The 18,890-nt window shown below is 60.1% G+C and carries 18 protein-coding genes and 2 tRNA genes; 11 read left to right on the forward strand and 9 right to left on the reverse strand.

The features are described from left to right. Positions 1-25 precede the first annotated feature (25 nt). The 3 genes from ACQZ6F_RS13550 (at position 26) to ppdK (ending at position 7,812) form a co-directional block, all read left to right on the forward strand. Positions 26-3,487, forward strand: a complete 3,462-nt coding sequence (locus ACQZ6F_RS13550) for a chromosome segregation SMC family protein (RefSeq protein WP_449093674.1) — start codon at positions 26-28, stop codon at positions 3,485-3,487. A gap of 138 nt (positions 3,488-3,625) precedes the next feature. Continuing rightward, positions 3,626-4,951 carry a hemolysin family protein gene (locus ACQZ6F_RS13555; RefSeq protein WP_449093673.1) on the forward strand — a complete coding sequence of 442 codons (1,326 nt, stop codon included), beginning with the start codon at positions 3,626-3,628 and terminating at the stop codon, positions 4,949-4,951. A gap of 194 nt (positions 4,952-5,145) precedes the next feature. Beyond that, a complete protein-coding gene (gene ppdK, locus ACQZ6F_RS13560) occupies positions 5,146-7,812 on the forward strand; it encodes a pyruvate, phosphate dikinase (RefSeq protein WP_449093672.1) in 2,667 nt (888 codons plus the stop codon). Positions 7,813-7,839: 27 nt separating this feature from the next. Here ppdK and ACQZ6F_RS13565 read toward each other — a convergent pair whose 3' ends face one another. Then, on the reverse strand, positions 7,840-8,121 hold the full coding sequence (locus ACQZ6F_RS13565; protein ID WP_449093671.1) for a hypothetical protein: 282 nt from the start codon (positions 8,119-8,121) through the stop codon (positions 7,840-7,842). Positions 8,122-8,212: 91 nt separating this feature from the next. After that, on the reverse strand, positions 8,213-8,626 hold the full coding sequence (locus ACQZ6F_RS13570; RefSeq protein WP_136687235.1) for a hypothetical protein: 414 nt from the start codon (positions 8,624-8,626) through the stop codon (positions 8,213-8,215). Between the two features lie 241 nt (positions 8,627-8,867). Between ACQZ6F_RS13570 and ACQZ6F_RS13575 the strand changes: the two genes are divergently transcribed. Continuing rightward, a complete protein-coding gene (locus ACQZ6F_RS13575; protein WP_449093670.1) occupies positions 8,868-9,800 on the forward strand; it encodes a DUF1499 domain-containing protein in 933 nt (310 codons plus the stop codon). Between the two features lie 67 nt (positions 9,801-9,867). On the opposite strand, the gene ACQZ6F_RS13580 is transcribed toward ACQZ6F_RS13575, so the two are convergent. Beyond that, positions 9,868-10,776, reverse strand: coding sequence for an MBL fold metallo-hydrolase (locus ACQZ6F_RS13580; RefSeq protein ID WP_077471239.1), 909 nt, complete (start codon positions 10,774-10,776; stop codon positions 9,868-9,870). After that, on the reverse strand, positions 10,773-11,075 hold the full coding sequence (locus tag ACQZ6F_RS13585) for a cupin domain-containing protein (protein WP_449093669.1): 303 nt from the start codon (positions 11,073-11,075) through the stop codon (positions 10,773-10,775). Before ACQZ6F_RS13585 ends, ACQZ6F_RS13580 begins: the two co-directional genes overlap by 4 nt. 156 nt (positions 11,076-11,231) lie before the next feature. Between ACQZ6F_RS13585 and ACQZ6F_RS13590 the strand changes: the two genes are divergently transcribed. Continuing rightward, positions 11,232-11,306, forward strand: a tRNA-Gln gene (locus ACQZ6F_RS13590). A gap of 89 nt (positions 11,307-11,395) precedes the next feature. Here the strand turns inward: ACQZ6F_RS13590 and ACQZ6F_RS13595 are convergent. The 4 genes from ACQZ6F_RS13595 to ACQZ6F_RS13610 form a co-directional block, all read right to left on the reverse strand. Beyond that, complete coding sequence (locus ACQZ6F_RS13595; protein ID WP_077471238.1) at positions 11,396-12,118, reverse strand: amino acid ABC transporter ATP-binding protein; 723 nt, start codon at positions 12,116-12,118, stop codon at positions 11,396-11,398. After that, on the reverse strand, positions 12,105-12,773 hold the full coding sequence (locus ACQZ6F_RS13600; RefSeq protein WP_077471237.1) for an amino acid ABC transporter permease: 669 nt from the start codon (positions 12,771-12,773) through the stop codon (positions 12,105-12,107). The genes ACQZ6F_RS13595 and ACQZ6F_RS13600 overlap by 14 nt, the downstream gene beginning before the upstream one ends. A 136-nt stretch (positions 12,774-12,909) precedes the next feature. Continuing rightward, the gene (locus tag ACQZ6F_RS13605) at positions 12,910-13,728 is read right to left on the reverse strand and encodes a transporter substrate-binding domain-containing protein (RefSeq protein WP_449093668.1); all 819 of its coding nucleotides are present in this window, start codon (positions 13,726-13,728) and stop codon (positions 12,910-12,912) included. A 354-nt stretch (positions 13,729-14,082) separates the two neighbouring features. Next, positions 14,083-14,493: a hypothetical protein gene (locus ACQZ6F_RS13610; RefSeq protein ID WP_077471236.1), complete on the reverse strand. Its 411-nt coding sequence runs from the start codon at positions 14,491-14,493 to the stop codon at positions 14,083-14,085. Between the two features lie 302 nt (positions 14,494-14,795). Between ACQZ6F_RS13610 and ACQZ6F_RS13615 the strand changes: the two genes are divergently transcribed. The 6 genes from ACQZ6F_RS13615 (at position 14,796) to ACQZ6F_RS13640 (ending at position 18,139) form a co-directional block, all read left to right on the forward strand. Further along, positions 14,796-14,872, forward strand: a tRNA-Pro gene (locus ACQZ6F_RS13615). Between the two features lie 509 nt (positions 14,873-15,381). After that, on the forward strand, positions 15,382-16,035 hold the full coding sequence (locus ACQZ6F_RS13620) for a pentapeptide repeat-containing protein (RefSeq protein WP_449093667.1): 654 nt from the start codon (positions 15,382-15,384) through the stop codon (positions 16,033-16,035). Between the two features lie 42 nt (positions 16,036-16,077). Then, positions 16,078-16,575 (forward strand): GAF domain-containing protein, encoded by a 498-nt coding sequence (locus ACQZ6F_RS13625; protein ID WP_449093666.1) that lies wholly within the window; start codon positions 16,078-16,080, stop codon positions 16,573-16,575. A 179-nt stretch (positions 16,576-16,754) separates the two neighbouring features. Beyond that, the gene (gene msrB, locus ACQZ6F_RS13630; RefSeq protein ID WP_068385086.1) at positions 16,755-17,204 is read left to right on the forward strand and encodes a peptide-methionine (R)-S-oxide reductase MsrB; all 450 of its coding nucleotides are present in this window, start codon (positions 16,755-16,757) and stop codon (positions 17,202-17,204) included. Next, positions 17,201-17,728: a peptide-methionine (S)-S-oxide reductase MsrA gene (gene msrA, locus ACQZ6F_RS13635; protein ID WP_449093665.1), complete on the forward strand. Its 528-nt coding sequence runs from the start codon at positions 17,201-17,203 to the stop codon at positions 17,726-17,728. Before msrB ends, msrA begins: the two co-directional genes overlap by 4 nt. A gap of 51 nt (positions 17,729-17,779) precedes the next feature. After that, positions 17,780-18,139: a DUF6314 family protein gene (locus ACQZ6F_RS13640; RefSeq protein ID WP_449093664.1), complete on the forward strand. Its 360-nt coding sequence runs from the start codon at positions 17,780-17,782 to the stop codon at positions 18,137-18,139. Between the two features lie 66 nt (positions 18,140-18,205). On the opposite strand, the gene ACQZ6F_RS13645 is transcribed toward ACQZ6F_RS13640, so the two are convergent. Further along, positions 18,206-18,631: a lipocalin-like domain-containing protein gene (locus ACQZ6F_RS13645; RefSeq protein ID WP_449093663.1), complete on the reverse strand. Its 426-nt coding sequence runs from the start codon at positions 18,629-18,631 to the stop codon at positions 18,206-18,208. Between the last annotated feature and the right edge of the window lie 259 nt (positions 18,632-18,890).

An 18,890-nucleotide genomic window follows, 5' to 3' on the forward strand; every position in this document is an offset into this window, starting at 1 on the left:
TCAAGGGAAGGGTGGAGATCAGCCGATGAAATTCAACAAGCTTCGACTGGTCGGTTTCAAATCCTTCGTAGAGCCGGGGGAATTTGTTATCGAGCGCGGTTTGACCGGCGTTGTCGGCCCCAACGGTTGCGGCAAGTCCAACCTTGTCGAAGCCCTGCGCTGGGTCATGGGCGAGAATTCCTACAAGAACATGCGCGCCTCCGGCATGGATGATGTCATCTTCTCCGGATCGGGCAATCGTCCGGCGCGCAACACCGCCGAAGTCGGCCTCTATCTCGATAATAGCGACCGCACCGCGCCTGCCGCCTTTAACGACAGCGACGAGATCCAGGTGACGCGCCGCATCGAGCGCGAACAGGGATCGGTCTATCGCATCAACGGCAAGGAAGCGCGCGCCAAGGATGTGCAGCTTCTCTTTGCCGACGCCTCGACGGGCGCGCGTTCGCCGTCCATGGTCGGGCAGGGGCGCATCGGCGAGCTGATCCAGGCAAAGCCCCAGGCGCGGCGCCAGCTGTTGGAAGAAGCAGCGGGCATTTCCGGCCTGCATTCGCGCCGCCATGAGGCCGAGCTGCGCCTGCGCGCAGCCGAAGGCAATCTTGAGCGCCTGGATGATGTCACCTCGCAGCTCGAAAGCCAGATCGAAAGCCTGAAGCGTCAGGCACGCCAGGCCAATCGCTTCAAGATGCTGTCCGCCGACATCCGCGCTCGCGAGGCGATGTTGCTGCATATTCGCTGGGTGCAGGCGAAGGAAGCCGAAGCCGAAGCCGATAGCGCGCTTAACCAGGCAACGGTGCTGGTGGCCGAAAAGGCTCAGACCCAGATGGATGCGGCAAAGGCCCAGGGGATCGCCAGCTTCAAGCTGCCGGATCTACGCGAAGACGAGGCAAAGGCCGCCGCCGCCCTCCAGCGCCTGCAATTTGCCCGCAACCAGCTTGAAGAGGATGCCAATCGCATCCTGCGCCGCCGCGACGAGCTGACCCGCCGGCTCGCGCAGCTGGCCGAGGATATCAGCCGTGAGGAACGTCTTGTCGCCGACAATGCGACGATCCTTGCCAGGCTGGACGCGGAAGAGAGTGATCTTGCCGAGATTCTCGCCGATTCCGGCCGGCTTGCCGAGGAAACGCGCGGGGTGTTCGAGGAGGCAGCCGCAAAGCTTGCCGATAGCGAACGCATATTCACCGCATTGACGGCAGAACGCGCCGAGGCCGCCGCCGGCCGCAACCAGCTCGAACGTGCCATTCGCGACCTCGCCGACCGCAAGATGCGGCTCGAACGCCAGTTGGACGAGGCGAACCGCGAACTTGCCGCCATCGACGAAAAGATGGCCGACCTTCCCGATCCCGGCGAAAAGCGCGACATGGTCGAAGCGGCCGAAGGCGTCGTTGCGGATGCCGAGGCGGCGATCCAGCTTGTCGAGTCGGCTCTCTCCAGGGCACGCGAAACCGAAGCTTTGTCGCGCGGACCGGTCGAGCAGGCACGGGCTCGGTTGAACGCTATCGAGACGGAAGCGCGCACCATTTCGAAGATGCTGGCGGCAGGCGATACGTCGGGCGCGTTTTCGCCCGTCGCAGAGGAGTTGCGCGTCGACCGTGGCTTTGAGACCGCGCTCGGTGCCGCTCTTGGCGATGATCTGGAATCCTCGCTCGATCCCCAGGCGCCCTCTTATTGGTCCGACAATAGTGGTGGCACCGCCGACCCAGCCTTGCCGGAAGGTGCGATGCCGTTGATTTCGCATGTCGGCGCGCCGGCTGCGCTGACCCGTCGTCTCCGTCAGATCGGTATTGTCGCTGTAGCGGATGCCGAGCGGCTGATGGCGGCGTTGAAGCCCGGGCAGCGGCTTGTCACCAAGGACGGCGCGGTGTTTCGCTGGGACGGCCATGTGACCGGAGCCGATGCCCCGAGCGCCGCAGCGCTGCGGCTGGCTCAGAAGAATCGTCTCACCGAGCTGGAAGCCGAGGTCGAGCTTGCGCGCGACGTCCTGAGCGAAGCTGAAGAGCGCCTGTCGATAGCCGCGGAGGCGATCAGGGCGGAAGAGGGACGTTTGGGCGCTGCCCGTGATACCAGCCGCCTTGCCGCCCGCAATCTGGCCGAGGCCCGCGAAGCTCTGGTTGTGGCCGAGCGCGCGTCGGGCGATCTTATCCGCCGCCGCGATGTGGTCGCCGAAGCAATTAGCCGGTTGCGGGAGCAGCTGGAAGATGTGGCGATGCAGGATGAAAATGCCCGCATCGAGCTGGAAGACGCACCCGATCTTGCTGCCATCGATCTGAAATTGCAGGCGCAGCAGGCGGAAGTCGCGACGGATCGCGGCGCATTGGCCGAAGCCCGCGCCCGTCATGAGGGCCTGAACCGCGAAAACGAGGCGCGACAGCGCCGTATCCTGGCGATCCAGCAGGAACGCGACACCTGGCACCAGCGCGCTGCCAGCGCCGAAGAGCATATTCAAACGCTGCGTGACCGCGAAGAGGAAGCGCGTGACGAGGCCGCCGAGCTCGACCTTGCACCGGATGAATTCGACGACAAGCGCCGCGCCTTGATGAACGAGCTGCAGAAGGCCGAGGAAGCGCGCCGTGCGGCTGCCGACCGTCTCGCCGAAGCGGAAATCGTTCAACGCGAAGCTGATCGCCACGCTGCGACCGCACTGTCCGAACTTGCCGAAAGCCGCGAAAAACGCGGCCGCGTCGAGGAGCGCCTAGTATCCGCCCGCGAGCGCCGGCAGGAGAGCGAATTGCGTATCCGCCAGACGCTGAATGTCGAGCCGCATGAAGCCATGCGATTGACCGGCCTGTCGGTGTCACAAAACATGCCGGATCTGCGCGAAGTCGAGCGCGAACTGGAGCGGTTGAAGATCGAACGCGAACGCCTGGGCGCCGTCAACCTGCGCGCCGAGGAGGAAAGCCAGGAGCTGATCGAGCGGCTGCAGGCGCTGATCAAGGAGCGTGACGATGTCATCGACGCCATCCGCAAGCTGCGTGGCGCGATCCAGAGCCTCAATCGCGAGGGCCGCGAACGTCTGATCGTCGCCTTCGATATCGTCAATGCGCAGTTCCAGCGGCTGTTCACACACCTGTTCGGTGGTGGCACGGCCGAGCTTCAGCTGATCGAATCCGATGATCCGCTTGAGGCGGGCCTCGAAATTCTTGCCCGCCCGCCCGGCAAGAAGCCGCAGACCATGACACTGCTCTCCGGTGGCGAGCAGGCTCTGACGGCCATGGCGTTGATCTTCGCCGTGTTCCTCACCAATCCCGCGCCAATCTGCGTGCTGGACGAAGTGGACGCACCGCTCGACGACCACAATGTCGAGCGCTATTGCAACCTGATGGATGAGATGGCTGCCTCGACCGAGACGCGCTTTGTGGTCATCACCCACAATCCCATCACCATGGCCCGCATGGATCGCCTTTTCGGCGTGACCATGGCGGAGCAGGGCGTCTCACAGCTTGTCTCCGTCGACTTGCAGACCGCCGAGCGCCTGCGCGAGATCGCCTGAGCGTCTTCCCGTGGTTCGGGAAGAAAACTGTTCCGTTATCGACAAGAAATTGCCGCGTCGGCTGCCGCACAGCCGTAAAGCGTGATAGTTTTGTTTTTGATCAACAATATGTGGCGCTAATCCGCCCGGAAGGGAAGTATGTCTGGATCTGGAGGCGGTATTTTCGATTTCTTCGGAATACTCGCCGTGTTGCTGCTCGTTGCCGCCAATGGCTTTTTCGTTGCGGCGGAGTTTTCTCTGGTTTCCGTTCGCCGCAGCCGCGTGACGGAGCTGGTTGCCGAAGGGCGGATGAATGCCAAGTCGCTGCAGAAGGCGGTCGACAATCTCGACGCCAATCTGGCGGCCACGCAGCTCGGCATCACGATTTCGTCGCTCGCCCTCGGTTGGGTCGGTGAACCCGCGCTTGCCCATCTTCTCGAGCCGCTTCTCGCATTCCTTCCCGGCGCATGGGCCGCTGCCAGCTCGCACGCCATTGCCGTTGCCATTTCCTTCATCATCATCACCGCGCTGCACATTGTCCTCGGAGAACTCGCGCCGAAAAGCCTGGCGTTGCAGCGCAGCGAGGGCACAGCCCTTGGTGTTGTTCGTCCGCTCGGCCTTTTCCTCTTCCTGTTGCGCCCGGCAATCACCGTCCTCAACCGTCTCGGCAACCTCGTCCTGCGTCTTTTCGGGCTGCAGCCGGGTGCCGGCGAAGGGTCGTTGCATTCCCCAGCCGAGATCAAGCTTTTGATCGCTGAAAGCCAGGAAGCCGGCCTGCTGGAGCAAGCTCAACAGGATCTGGTCGAGCGCGTTTTCAATATCGGCAACCGCGATGTCTCCAACATCATGACGCCACGGCTGGAGGTCGACTGGATCGATGCCGACGACACGCCGGCTGAGATGCAAAAGACCATTCGCGAAAGCCGTTTCGAACAGCTTCTGGTGGCGCGTGGATCGATCGACGAGCCGATCGGCATGGTCCTGAAAAAGGATCTTCTCGATCAGTTGCTGAACGGAGAGCCCTTGAACCCATTGGCCGTCATCCGCCAGCCACTGGTCGTGCATGAGGCGACAGCGGTCTTCAAGGTGCTCGAGAGCTTCAAGCGCGCGCCGGTGCGCCTCGCCATGGTCATTGATGAATATGGCAGCCTGGAAGGCATCGTCACGCAGACCGACCTTCTGGAAGCGATCGCCGGCGATCTGCCCGATATGGAAAACGAGACGCCAGATGTCGTCGAGCGGGCCGACGGATCGCTGCTGATGGAAGGCATGATGCCGGTCTATGATGCCTTTGCGCGGCTTGGCCTGCGCGAGGGCGAGGAGGACGTCAGTTTCCATACGCTCGCGGGCTTTGCTCTCTACCAGTTCGGCCACCTGCCTGAAGTCGGCGAAAGCTTCACCTTCGGCGGCTGGCACTTCGAGATCGTCGATCTCGACGGCATGCGGATCGACAAGATCCTGGCGCGGAGGGAGGCCGAAGTGTGAGCTTCGGCTCAAGATCCGTGATCGCCGTTTATTTCTCACGTTTCTGACAGCCTCCAAGGCGCCGATTTCAATCAATCGATTGAAATCGGAAAGCCGCGGGGCATATTTATTGTGCAGCGCAACATTTTGCCGTATTTGTCGATTTTCATTTGCCTCTCAATGAATTAAGTTCAACGCGGGAGTTGGACGAGACAATGACAAAGTGGGTCTACACATTCGGTGCCGGCAAAGCCGAGGGGCGCGCCGGAGACTATGAGATGCTCGGCGGCAAGGGCGCAAATCTTGCTGAAATGTGCAGTCTCGGCTTGCCGGTTCCTCCCGGCCTGACGATTGTCAGCGAAGCCTGTACCTACTATTACAAGAATGGCCGCAATATTGCCGATGAGCTGAAGCCGCAGGTGATGCAGGGCCTGAGGCAGATGGAAGCCATCACCGGACGCAAGTTCGGCGATACCAAGCAGCCGCTGCTGGTTTCGGTGCGCTCCGGCGGACGTGCGTCCATGCCCGGCATGATGGATACGGTCCTCAATCTCGGTCTCAACGACGACACGGTGCAGGCGCTCGGCCACGATGCCGGCGACGCGCGCTTTGCCTGGGACAGCTATCGCCGCTTCATCCAGATGTATGCAGATGTCGTGATGGGCCTCGACAACGAGGTCTTTGAAGAGATCCTCTCGGATGAGAAGGCTCGCTTCGGCCATGAATTCGATACCGATCTCACCGCCGTCGAATGGCAGCATGTCGTTTCGATCTACAAGACCGTTATCGAGGAAGAGCTTGGCGTCGCCTTCCCGCAGGAGCCCGAGGTCCAGCTCTGGGGGGCGGTCGGTGCGGTGTTTTCCAGCTGGATGAACCCGCGCGCCGTCACCTATCGCCATTTGCACAATATCCCCGAGGCTTGGGGCACCGCCGTCAATATCCAGGCGATGGTTTTCGGCAATCTGGGTAATTCCTCGGCCACCGGTGTTGCCTTCACCCGCAACCCTTCCACCGGCGAGAAGGAGCTCTATGGAGAGTTTCTCGTCAATGCCCAGGGCGAGGATGTCGTCGCCGGCATCCGCACGCCGCAGAGCATCACGGAGGCCGCCCGCATCGCCTCCGGCTACGACCGGCCATCGATGGAGAAGGTGATGCCGGAAGCCTTCGCGGAATTCCGAAGCATCTGCGCGCAGTTGGAAGCGCATTATCGCGACGTCCAGGATCTGGAGTTCACCATCGAGCGCGGCACCCTCTGGATGCTGCAGACACGAGCTGGCAAGCGCACCACCAAGGCGGCGATGAAGATAGCCGTCGATATGGTGGCCGAGGGGCTGATCACCGAGGATGAAGCGGTTTCCCGCATCGACCCGATGACGCTCGACCAGCTGCTGCATCCGACCATCGACCCGCGTGTCCGTCGCGAAGTCATCGGCTCCGGCCTTCCGGCATCACCGGGTGCCGCCACCGGAGAGATCGTCTTTTCGGCCGAAGAGGCGATCACGGCCGAGGAAGAGGGCCGCAAGGCCATTCTCGTGCGGATCGAAACCAGCCCGGAAGATATTCACGGCATGCATGCCGCCGAGGCGATCCTCACCACACGCGGCGGCATGACCAGCCACGCGGCTGTGGTCGCTCGTGGCATGGGCATCCCTTGCGTCGTCGGCGCCGGCACCATGCGCATCGATATGCGCAACGAAAAGCTGATCGGCATCGGCGTCACCCTGAAGAAGGGCGATATCGTCACGATCGACGGCTCCACCGGCCAGGTGCTGAAGGGCGAAGTGCCGATGATCCAGCCGGAATTGTCCGGAGATTTCGGGCTCATCATGGCCTGGGCCGACCGCTCGCGGCGCATGACGGTGCGCACCAATGCCGATACGCCGGCTGATGCGCGCGCTGCGCGCTCCTTCGGTGCCGAAGGCATAGGTCTTTGCCGTACCGAGCATATGTTCTTCGAGGGCGACCGCATCCATGTGATGCGCGAGATGATCCTTGCCGAAGACGAGGCCGGCCGCCGTGTCGCCCTTGACAAGCTGATGCCGATGCAACGGCTCGATTTCACCGGCATGTTCACCATCATGCACGGTCTGCCCGTTACCATTCGTCTCCTCGATCCGCCGCTGCATGAATTCCTGCCGAAGACGGACGAGGAGATTGCCGAGGTTGCCGGCAGCATGGGCATGGAGCCGGCTATCCTGCGCCAGCGCGTCGATGCCCTGCACGAGTTCAACCCCATGCTCGGCCATCGCGGTTGCCGGCTGGCGATTTCCTATCCTGAGATCGTCGAGATGCAGGCGCGGGCGATCTTCGAGGCTGCGGTTCTGGCAGCGCGCGAAACCGGCGCTCCGGTCGTGCCCGAAATCATGGTGCCGCTCGTCGGCCTGCGCTCGGAGCTGGATTACGTCAAGGCGCGGATAGATGAGGTTGCTCGCGCCGTCATGACCGAAGCCAAGATGAAAATCGACTATCTCGTCGGTACGATGATCGAGCTGCCGCGCGCCGCGCTGCGTGCCCATATCATCGCCGAGGCTGCCGAATTCTTCTCCTTCGGCACCAACGACCTCACGCAGACCACTTTCGGCATGTCGCGCGACGATGCCGCCGCCTTCATCCCGACCTATCAGCGCAAGGGCATCATCGAGCACGATCCGTTCATATCGCTCGATTTCGATGGGGTAGGGGAGTTGATCCGTATTGCCGCAGAGCGCGGCCGCCGCACGCGCAACGACATGAAGCTCGGCATCTGCGGCGAGCATGGCGGCGATCCGGCCTCGATCCATTTCTGTGAGGATATCGGCCTGGATTATGTGTCCTGTTCGCCTTTCCGTGTGCCGATCGCGCGGCTGGCAGCGGCGCAAGCGGCGATCAGGGGACGAGCCTGATTCTCAAGTGATTGCGTGCGGCGTTGTTCAGCGACGCCAATAGCCGCGGTGATAGTAATATCCTGGGCCGCCGACAACGACTGTCGGACCCCAGAAGAAATCATCGTTGCTTTCCATGAAAGCCCGCTGATCTGCCTGTCGGCTAAGATCCTGATTCATCAGGCAATTGGCAAAATTCTCAGTGCCGCGACGGAAACCGTAGCCGCCACATCTGGCTTCGTCGGCCGCTCGTATTTCCTCGGCCGTCTGGCACGAAGAAAGCACGAATGCGATGGCGAGAAGGGAGAGGATGGAAGCAGCGATACGCATGACTTGATGTCCTGAATGCAGAGATGCAGTCACGAATTATAGCGCCGCGCCTGATGGCGCGAAAGGCCTATCATCGCCGCGGGCCGAATGCCTAGGCGGCTTCTCTCGGCTGTTCCGGCAGGCGCTGCAGCAGGTCGATGAAGGCATCGGCGAAACGCAGCAGATGCTCGGTTTCCTCATCGGGTTGCAACAGGCGGATCTCGGCGCCGTCCTCATCGAGTGCAGCAAACAGGGTGCGCATTGTATCTCCCTCGGGGATCCTGATAACCGCAAGTCTGCGGCAATCGGGGATCAGGCCGGTTGCGGGAAGATCGAAGAGGAAATCGCCGTTGACGGCTGAAGCGGCGCTTCGCACGGCTTCGCAAAAGCCCGGCTCGCCGCCGGAAAAGCCTTCGAGCGAAAGCTCCAGCTCCAGAAGCTCGAGCGGCAGGATCGGGTCACCCGCATCCGCCGAGGTCATCGGTGCTCCTGCTGCCGGCTTGGCGGTGACGTCTTGAGAAAGCATCGGTTCCATCTCATCAAGTCCTTTCACAGCCTCGATAAAACGCCAAAGAATGGCCTTTTTTAGGAATTTAAGCAAGTACTCACATTTTTGTGCTGGCCATAGCTGCATTCGACGCCGGCGGGAGATTGCTCAAAGACGGCATGGGATTTGATTTATTTTCACCATTTCCTGATCTAAGCATAAGTTGCTTTCCGGGAATCGGCGCATCCGGCTTCCGATCCGACGTGCCGACGAGCCATTGATGACCATTCGCTTCGACCGTCCCGTTTCACATGCTGCCCGCGCTGCGCGTCTGATCGCGTCCTTTGCGCTGGTGCTCTGCGGTGTCACGCTGATCGGTCATCGTTTCGGCCCCCTGGAAATGCCCTATTTCGTGCTGCTGCTGTTCATCTCGGCCGGCTGTGCCGCCGTGGCGGTTCTGCTGGCGGTGATCGGCCTTGCCCAGCTTTGGCAAAGCGCTGCCTTCGGCGGTGTGTCCGCGGTCAAGGCAATCGTCTATGCCGCCTTGCCCCTTGCGATTTTTGGCTTCGGTGCCGAGCGCTATTGGACCCGCCCGCCGATCTACGAGGTCTCGACCGACCTCAATGATCCCCCCGAATGGCTGTCGACGCCGGACGCCAGGCAGATCTGGCTGCCGTCGCGGCATCTGGTGACGCAAGAGGAACGCGACGCGCAATTCGATGCCTATCCCGCCCTGATCAGTCGTCGTTATGAGGGTGCCGCCGACCGCGTGCTGGAGGCGGTGCGCAAGGTTGCGAGAGACAATCACATCACCATCATCAAGGCCGATGGCGCCGATGTTGCCGATCCGAATGGCGCTGTGAAGCCGAAGCGGCGCACTCGTACGCTCACTCCCGGCCCAGCCCAGGATGACAATGCCGTCGGCGACGTGCCCGGTTTTGTTCCTGTGCCGACGCCGCGCCCCTTTCGCGATGGCGTCGCCGATCTGATCCGCCAGAACACCGATGTCATCCTGCAGGGTGAGACCCGCACCCGCATTTTCGGTCTACCTTGCGACGTGTTGATCCGTCTTCGTGAAGAGGCTGAAACGACGCTGGTCGATATCCGCGTCGCATCCCGCTATGGGCAGAGCGATCTCGGCGTCAGCGCCGACATGGCGGACAGTTTTCTAAAGGCGCTGGATGCGGAGCTGCTCGGCATTGCCGGAAGCTAGCAATTCCAGGAAAAGTGCGCAGCGGTTTTCCGTCCGGAATTGCGTTAAAATAAAGAGGTAGACTGGTTCAGGCCGGCCGATAGGTACCCATGAGTGCCGGCGGGCCATCGGTTTCCACGCGGCCCTTTTCGACGAGATCTTCCAGATGCGCCAGCACCGAAAGTGCTGCTGCGCCATGCAGGCGAGGGTCGGTATCGCGATAGATGGCTTTCACCATATCGGGTATCAGCCGATCGCCAGCCTTGATGCGCTCCAGCACGGCGCGTTCGCGCATGCGCCGATGGGTCCTGAGCCCACGCATGAATGCGGCCGGCTCCTTCACCGGACCGCCGTGGCCCGGCAGGAACAGGCGATCATCACGCGCAAGCAACCGTTCGAGCGATGCCATGTAATCGGCCATCGAACCATCAGGCGGCGCGACGATGGAGGTCGCCCAGGCCATGACATGATCGGCGGAGAAGACAATGCCGCTGCCATCCAACGCAAAGCAGGCATGGTTGGCCGTATGGCCCGGCGTCAGCAGCGCCGTCAATTGCCAGCCGTCTCCGGAGACGCTTTCGCCATCGGCAAGCACGATATCCGGCTGGAACTCCATGTCGGAGCTTTCGGCGAAAGGGTTGATCTCGCCTTGAAAGAGCGGCCGTGCGGAGCGATGCGGCCCTTCGCCGACCGTGCGTGCGCCCGTTGCCTCCTGCAGCCGTCTTGCGAGCGGCGAATGATCGCGATGGGTGTGGCTGACGAAGATATGCGTGACCTCGCGCCCCTTCAGCGCCGCCATCAGGCCGGCAAAATGCGCCTCATCCTCAGGGCCAGGATCGATAACCGCCACGGATGAGCCGCCAACGATATAGCTGTTGGTGCCATGGAAGGTGAAGGCGCTGGGATTGTTGACCGTCATCCGCTCGATGCCGGGCGCAACCGGGACGGCGCGGCCATAGGCTGGCTCGAAGGCAAGGTCGAAGTCTGGCGTGCTCATGATTGCTTGTATTCGATTTCGATGAATGACATCGGCTCGGAGCCGGCATTGACGACATTGTGCTCGACACCCGCCTCGCGCCGATAGGCCGCCCCCTTGGCGATGTCGACGCGCCTGCTGCCGCCTGGCTCCTCCAGAAGAAACTGACAATCCGTCATCGGCACCACGACATAGCCGAGGCCATGAACATGGTGTCCTGTATCGGCGCCCGGCTCGAAATCCCATCGCGTGATGCGCACGACGGCGTCATCGAGGAGCACGGTCGGGACAGCCGGCGGGCGGGCGCGAAACTGGCTCATCGGATCTCCTGGTTGGATTGCAGCGCAGCAAGACCTATCATAGCGATCCGGGAAGCGCACAGAAATATGCGCGCGAGCATAATTAGTGATTGTGGCGGGATGCGACCTTTGCTAATCAGACGCCGGTTTGGCCGCTATGGCAGCCATTTCCTCTGTTGGGGCGTCGCCAAGCGGTAAGGCACCGGTTTTTGGTACCGGCATTCCCAGGTTCGAATCCTGGCGCCCCAGCCACAGCTTTCGGTTTTGCCATACTCGCAGCTCGGGTACTTTGCCATTCCGTCCATCAAAACGGAAAAGGCCCGCCGAAGCGGGCCTCTTGTCTAGAGTATCTTCGCCAGAAAACTCTTTGTTCGATCCATCTTTGGATTTGAAAAGAGATCCTGGGGAGCACCTTCTTCGAGGATCTGGCCGTGATCCATGAAGATCACGCGGTGGCCCACCTCGCGGGCAAAGCCCATTTCGTGGGTGACGACGACCATCGTCATGCCCTCATGCGCCAGGTTGTTCATGACCTGAAGCACTTCGCCGACCATCTCGGGATCGAGCGCCGAGGTCGGCTCGTCGAAAAGCATGACATCGGGTTCCATCGCCAACGCGCGCGCTATGGCGACACGCTGCTGCTGGCCGCCGGAAAGTTCGTCTGGATAGTTTGCTTCCTTGCCCGTCAGGCCGACTTTCGCCAACAATTCGCGCGCGACGCGATTGGCCTCGTCGGGCGAGATCTTCTTGACCTTGCGCGGTCCGATGGTGATGTTTTCCAGGATCGTCAGATGTTTGAAAAGATTGAACTGCTGGAACACCATTCCGACATGCTGGCGCAGCTTGTGGATGTTCGTCTTTGAATCGGTCAGCATCATTCCGGCGATTTCGATATCGCCGCTGGTTGGCGTCTCCAGCCCGTTCAGGCAACGCAGGAAGGTGCTTTTCCCGCTTCCCGACGGTCCGATGACGACGACGACCTCATTGTTCTCCACATGCGTGGTGATGCCTTTGAGGATCTCGTGATGCCCGAAGGACTTGTGAAGCTCTTTAACGCTTATCAACTTGAAGCCTCCTCTCAATGTACGACGAGAACTTCGACAGGGAGAAAATCATCACGAAGTAAAGTGCCGCGACGAAGCCCCATATCGTGAAGGATGCGAAGGTTTCGGAGATGACGATCTCGCCCTTGTAAACCAGTTCGGCAATGCCGACCGGCGCCAGCAGCGAGGTGTCCTTGATCGTCTGCGCCGCCTGGTTGACCAAAGGCGGGATCATCCGCTTGAAGGCCTGCGGCAGGACGATATAGCGCATCGTCTGGAAGCCGGTCATCGCGATGCTTGCCGCCGCTTCCTTCTGCCCGCGGTCGACGCCGAGAATGCCGGCTCGGACGATCTCGGTGACATAAGCGCCTTCATTCAGGCTGAGGGTGAAGGCGGCTGCCAGAATGGGATAGGTGAGCTGTCCGAACCAGGCATTGACCGGCAGGATTGCCGGCAGGCCGAGCACGATGAAGAAGAGCTGGACCAGCAGCGGCGTCGAGCGGAAAATCTCGACATAGGCTGTGGCGATCCATCTGAGCGGTGCGACCTTCGAAAGACGCATGAGCGCCGCAACCAGCCCGATGATGACCATCAGGATGATAGCGACGATCGAGTATTCGATGGTCAGGAACAAACCGCTTAAGATGACAGGTAGGTTTTGCCAAATGGCGTCCATGAATCGCGCCTTGTTCTATTTATTTATCTAGGATGAGCGAGGCGCGCGGCACTCTTTTCATGCCGCGCAGCCCCTGGATCAGTCATAGAATTTTCGAGACGTCGAATTATCTTCGCTCGTATCTCGCCGGCGGATATTACTCCGAAAGCGCGACCTTTGCCGGGTCGAGGGCCTCATTGACCTCGCCGCTGGTATCACCGCCAAAGTACTTGACGAAAAGCTGGTGATACTCGCCGCTCTTTCGGATCTTGTCCAGGCCGTCATTGATCTTGGTGACGAGCTCGGGCTTCGTCTTGCTAAGCGCGATACCGTAATATTCGCCTGTCAGCAGCGGTCCGACGGTCTGCACGCTGTCGCTGTGCTTGGCCTTGAAGTCGATGTTGACGGGGTTGTCGAAGATGACCGCATCAGCACCGCCAGTCATAAGCGCCTGATAGGCAGCGTCGATATTCTGGAACTGCTTGATGTAATCGGCCGAGAAGCCGTGTCCTGTGAGATAGTCGACCGAGGACGTTGCCTTCTTGGTGGCGACGACATGACCCTTGAGATCATCGAAGCTGTTGATCTTGGAGTCCTTCTTCACCAGAACCGACAGGCCGGACTTATAATAAGCGTTGCTGAAATTGGCATTCTGCAGACGGCTGGCCTTGATCGTGATGCCCGCGACCGCGCCGTCGATCGAGCCGGCCTGCAAGCTCGGAATGAGGCCGTTGAACGGCAAGGTTCTCAACGTGACCGTCAAATTCTCGGCCTTGGCGATCGCATTGATCATGTCAATGTCGAAGCCGGTAACGACACCGTCCTTTTCGCTTTCAAAGGGTGGAAAGGTCGTATCGGCACCGACCACGATGCTGGTCGCTGCATCCTGAGCGACTGCAGCAGTGGTTGTGCAAATAGTGGTTGTGAGGCTGGCGGCCAAAGCGGCGACCAACGCGATGAATGACTTGTTTTTCAAGGGGGCTCTCCTTTTGACGGGAGACCAGGCGCCTGCGTCACCGCAAAGATTTCAACGGCCACCAAGCTCAGATTGCATGCATCTCCCAAGCCGATATATTCACCGACATCGTTGGTGGGTCAAGGGTCGGCCGATAACAATTTCGACAAGATTCAGGCGATTTTGGACGAAATTTGTCACCCAGCGAAGCGATTTCAGCTTCTTTTGTGCCATTTCGATCAAAAAATGAGGTCAATTATCGAAAAATCGCCTGATTTCGGTAAAATCCCAAAACCATCTTGGGGAGCATTGGAACAAAAGCAGCGGGCGGCCCCTGCGAACCGCCCGCTCATATCATTTCGGGAGGCCGTGGCCTCAGCTCGCCTGCGCCTTTTCCGGCGGAGCCAGAAGTTCGGCGCAATAGGAAGAGCCGCTCACGCCGGGCTGGTCGCCGAGGATGCGGACCGAGCGGATGACGTAGCTCTGGTTGGTGACGATGTCGGCCTTGCAGCTGAGGTAGCGCTTGCCGCCCTTCTTGCCGTCCTTGGTCGCGATGGTGATGGTCTTGTAGCCGCCACGCCACGTATAGACGCGGTTGCCGCTTTCGTCGCGATCGGTAAGCGGCGGGCCGTAGGCCGCAAAGAAACGTCCAGCAGACTGGCCTTCCCAGCGATCCTGAACGGGGTTGCTCGCGATCAGCGAGAGGCCTGGTGTCGTTGTTGTCGTGGTGCTGCAACCGGCTAGCGCCAGCAACAGTCCCGCCGCGGTGGTCATGCGGATATTCATCGTGTCGTCCTTGAGCTTCTGTCACGCATTCGGTCGCGGAAAGGTCGCTGTCCCACGACGTTTCCACCTGTCCCGCCTAGGGCTTTAGCGCCAAAGCCGGCAAAAGAAAATTCCCATCCGCGTGTACAAGCGGGATTTTAATCAATCTGTTGCGTCTTTTGCACGCCAACCCCTTTCGAGCGTCTCTCCTGCCGATTTTCTGGGCAATGGTGGCTGTAATCTTTTCGTCAAAAATCAAATGGTTTTTTGAGATTGGTGCTTGTGCATCAAAAATGGCTGGTCTATAGAAGCGCCGCTGGTCACGGAGTGTAGCGCAGTCTGGTAGCGCACCACGTTCGGGACGTGGGGGTCGAGTGTTCGAATCACTCCACTCCGACCAGCTTAAAACACTGATCTTTCTCCCGAAAACTCCACCATAGAATGATGCTACCGAGCCGAAACCGGCTCGGATGACTGCATTTACTTACGGCGTAGATCGCAATGTTCTCCTGTTTGCGAGACTGGTTTGACGAGCTGCATGCTGGCGATATACTCCGACATTGGTAAACAGCTCCGGGATCATGCGCGTCGTTACTCGCGCGCCTTTGAAACCCGTCTAGGTCTCATGGCGTGCTTTTGCAGCACCGGCTCTTTTTGTCGCAGCACGCACCATATAGAAGGAAGAGGCGCCTGCATCTGACTCGCGCATGGGGTGGGTTGCAAGCGCTAAAGCGGAGTGATGGGATGGGATTTGTGGAACGGGCGGCTGGGTTGGCTGCAGGGGGACTGGCATGGTGGCAGGAGCGCAGTCGTAGGCGTTCTCGCGGTACCATCCGCCAAAGACTGGGGTCTCCTGGTCGCCTGGACATCTGGGTTCTGAGCACGGTATTTCTGCTGGCCGGAGCCGGTATGTCCGCACAGGCGGGCGATTGCGGCAATGTTGCAGCCCCTGGCCTCGACTGGAGCAAGTGCAGCAAGACCAATATCATGCTGCAGAGCAGTGATCTCAATGGCGCAAATCTTGCCGGTGCTCACTTTGACAGCACGGATCTGAGCGATACCAACCTGACTTCCGCCAATCTTGAAAAAGCGACCTTGGTACGAACGTGGCTGAAGAATGTTCATGCCGATGGCGCGAACTTTAAAAGGATCGAGGCATATCGATCAGATTTCAGCAACGCCTCCGCCAATGGTGCTTCCTTTGCCAATGCCGAGCTGCAGCGCGCCGAATTCGGGGGCGCCAAGCTCAACAATGCCGATTTCCAGAAGGCCGAGCTCGGCCGTGCTGATTTCGACAAGGCGGTGCTCTCGAACGTAAATTTCTCCTTTGCCAATCTCTCCCGCGCGACGCTGGCCGGTGCTGTCATGCAGGGGCCGGTATCCTTCAGCGGCGCCTTCATGTACCTGACCCGCATCGAGGGCCTGGATCTGTCGAATTCGACGGGCCTCCAGCAGGCACAGATCAATCTGGCCTGTGGCGACACCACCACCAAATTGCCGTCCTGGTTGAGCGCGCCTTCCGTCTGGCCATGCCCGCCTGATGACCCTGACGATAAGGACTGATGCAGGTCCCAAAAGACGCGATTCTTGAGAAAGCGGTAAGTGATGTTTGCAGAGAAGACGATCGAACACGACAGCAAGCCAGAATTCTATCGCGAGCTCGCAGACCAGTTGCAGGCATTGCTTGCGGGTGAGCCGGATCCAATCGCCAATGCCGCCAATACGTCCGCGCTGATTTTTCAGATGTTGCCGGAGCTCAATTGGGCTGGCTTCTACTTTCTGCATGGAAATGACGAGCTTGTGCTTGGCCCATTCCAGGGCAAGCCGGCCTGCGTGCGCATCGCCGTCGGCCGCGGCGTCTGCGGGACGTCGGTCGAGAAGGCGCAGTCGATCCTGGTGGAAGATGTCCACGCTTTTCCCGGCCACATTGCCTGCGACGCTGCTTCGCGATCCGAACTTGTGGTGCCGTTGTTGCGTGATGGCCGGGTTTTCGGCGTGATCGATCTCGATAGCCCGGTTACCGGCCGTTTCGATCCGGACGACCAGGCCGGCATCGAGGCGCTGGCCGCAATTTACGCCAATGCCAGCCAAGCGGCCAGCTGAGCCGCGAGGCGGGCAACGCGTCACGCCCGCGTGATCGATATGGCAAAACACGCCGGTGATGCCTATATTGGCTCTGCAATCATTCCCTTAGCGCTGACCGAGCTCAATGACCGCCCCCGCATCCTCTTGCAGGCACTGGCCAAGCTCGAAACGCGTGCCGAGGGGCAAGGAGAACAAGAATGGCCAAATACAGCAAGACAGCAGAGGCAATAGCCAAGCTTACCCCCGAGCAATATCGCGTGACGCAGCAAAGCGGCACGGAACGTCCCGGCTCCGGCGAACTCCTCTACAACAAGGAACCGGGTATCTATGTCGATATCGTATCGGGGGAGCCACTTTTTGCCTCTTCTGATAAATTTGATTCCGGTTGCGGCTGGCCGAGCTTCACCAAGCCGATCGAGCCGGCCAATGTCAGCGAGCTGACCGATATTTCGCACGGTATGGTGCGCACCGAAGTACGCTCGGCCAATGGCGACAGTCATCTCGGCCATGTGTTTCCGGATGGGCCATATGATCGTGGCGGCCTGCGCTACTGCATCAATTCCGCCTCCCTTCGCTTCGTGTCGCGTGACCGGATGGAAGCCGAGGGTTATGGTGCCTATATCGACCAAGTGGAGGATGTAAGATGACTACGGAACGTGCAGTTCTCGCCGGCGGTTGCTTCTGGGGCATGCAGGATCTCATCCGCCGCTATAGTGGCGTCATCTCGACGCGCGTCGGTTACAGCGGCGGCGATGTCCGCAATGCCACCTATCGCAATCACGGTACGCATGCCGAAGCGATCGAGATCATCTTCGATCCGCAGAAGATCGGCTTCCGCGACCTTCTGGAATTCTTCTTCCAGATCCACGACCCGAGCACGCGCAATCGCCAGGGCAACGACATGGGCACCAGCTACCGCTCGGCGATCTTCTACACCAGCGACGAGCAGAAGCGGGTGGCACTGGATACGATCGCCGATGTCGATGCTTCCGGCCTGTGGCCCGGCAAGGTCGTGACGGAAGTTGTACCGGTCAGCGATTTCTGGGAAGCCGAGCCGGAGCACCAGGATTATCTGGAGCGCTATCCGAATGGCTACACCTGCCATTTCGTCCGGCCCGGCTGGAAGCTTCCGGTCCGGAATGCGGACGCAGCGCAGCGCGCGGCATCCTGATAGGGGAGCGGTCCCATCGACCGGTTGAAGCCCTATCTCGGTACGTGGAATGTGAAGCGTCGGATCATCGATCGCTTCAATCGCTCCGTGATTACCTTCGAAGGACAGGCGTTCGTAACGCCTGTCCAGTTCGAGGAGCATGGCGACACGCGCAGCGCGCACGCGACGCTGAGAAGCAGTCGCACCTATCGGCTCGACGATGCGGCCGAAGCCCTCACTATCCGCTTCCCTAGCCTTGCCGAATTCATTCGCATCGACGACGGCGCATCTCAGCATGTCATCCATCATTGCAGTCCCGATCTCTATCAGGGCCGCCTGTTCTTTCGCGGGCCGGATGCCTGGGCCGAGATGTGGCACGTGCGCGGACCGCGCAAGCACTACCTAAGCCTCGCGCACTATCGACGAGCCTGAGAGGTCGACTGAAGAACAAGCCGGCCGACTAAGGGTCGCCTGGTTGCGAATCCAGCATAGTGAAAATCACTCGCGTCTGAAGCTGAGAACAGCCCTTCCTATTGGATTACCCGTTACCAACGGATTTGGCATCCAGGCCGTAGACACCTCGAGCGTGTCGCCGTCGAGCTTGTAGAACCGCTCTTGCTCACTGCCGTTCCAGGCCTCATTCCAGGATGAGTCAATCTTTGTGATGAACCTGTTCCCGTCGATCCGGTAACGTCCGGTATAGGCCATCAACGTGCGAAAAAGTCCCAGCAGTCTCTCATCCGTATTGCCCGGTTCCCGCGCCTCTGCAGTAACCAGCACCATCATTCGTCCATCGGAGCCGAAGATAAGATGCCCGTTGGGCTTGGCGCCCCATGGTTGACTGCGCTCCTTTGAAACCTGCAGCTCAGTCTCCATGGAAACCAGCCGCCAGGAACCGTGAAGCCGGGTTTCGCGCTCAGACATATTCGCTCCTGTCGTCGTTTGCATCAATGTACCCGCCTGCCGAAGGCAGGGCATGTTGCCACGCAAATTGCAAAACACCATCAAATTCGCGGGATGCGCCACGGACCGCTGATGCCCGCCCACAGCCAGCCGGAACCGCCGAAGGTTGCTTAAATCCTCGTTGCTAAACCGAGTGAAAGAGAAATTGGGTGATTTCAATCCGTTGGGTTGCGAAGCAGTCGAATGATGCAGATGGCCCTTCAGGGATTTCCAGGCCACT

The organism is Rhizobium sp. A22-96 (assembly GCF_053521805.1).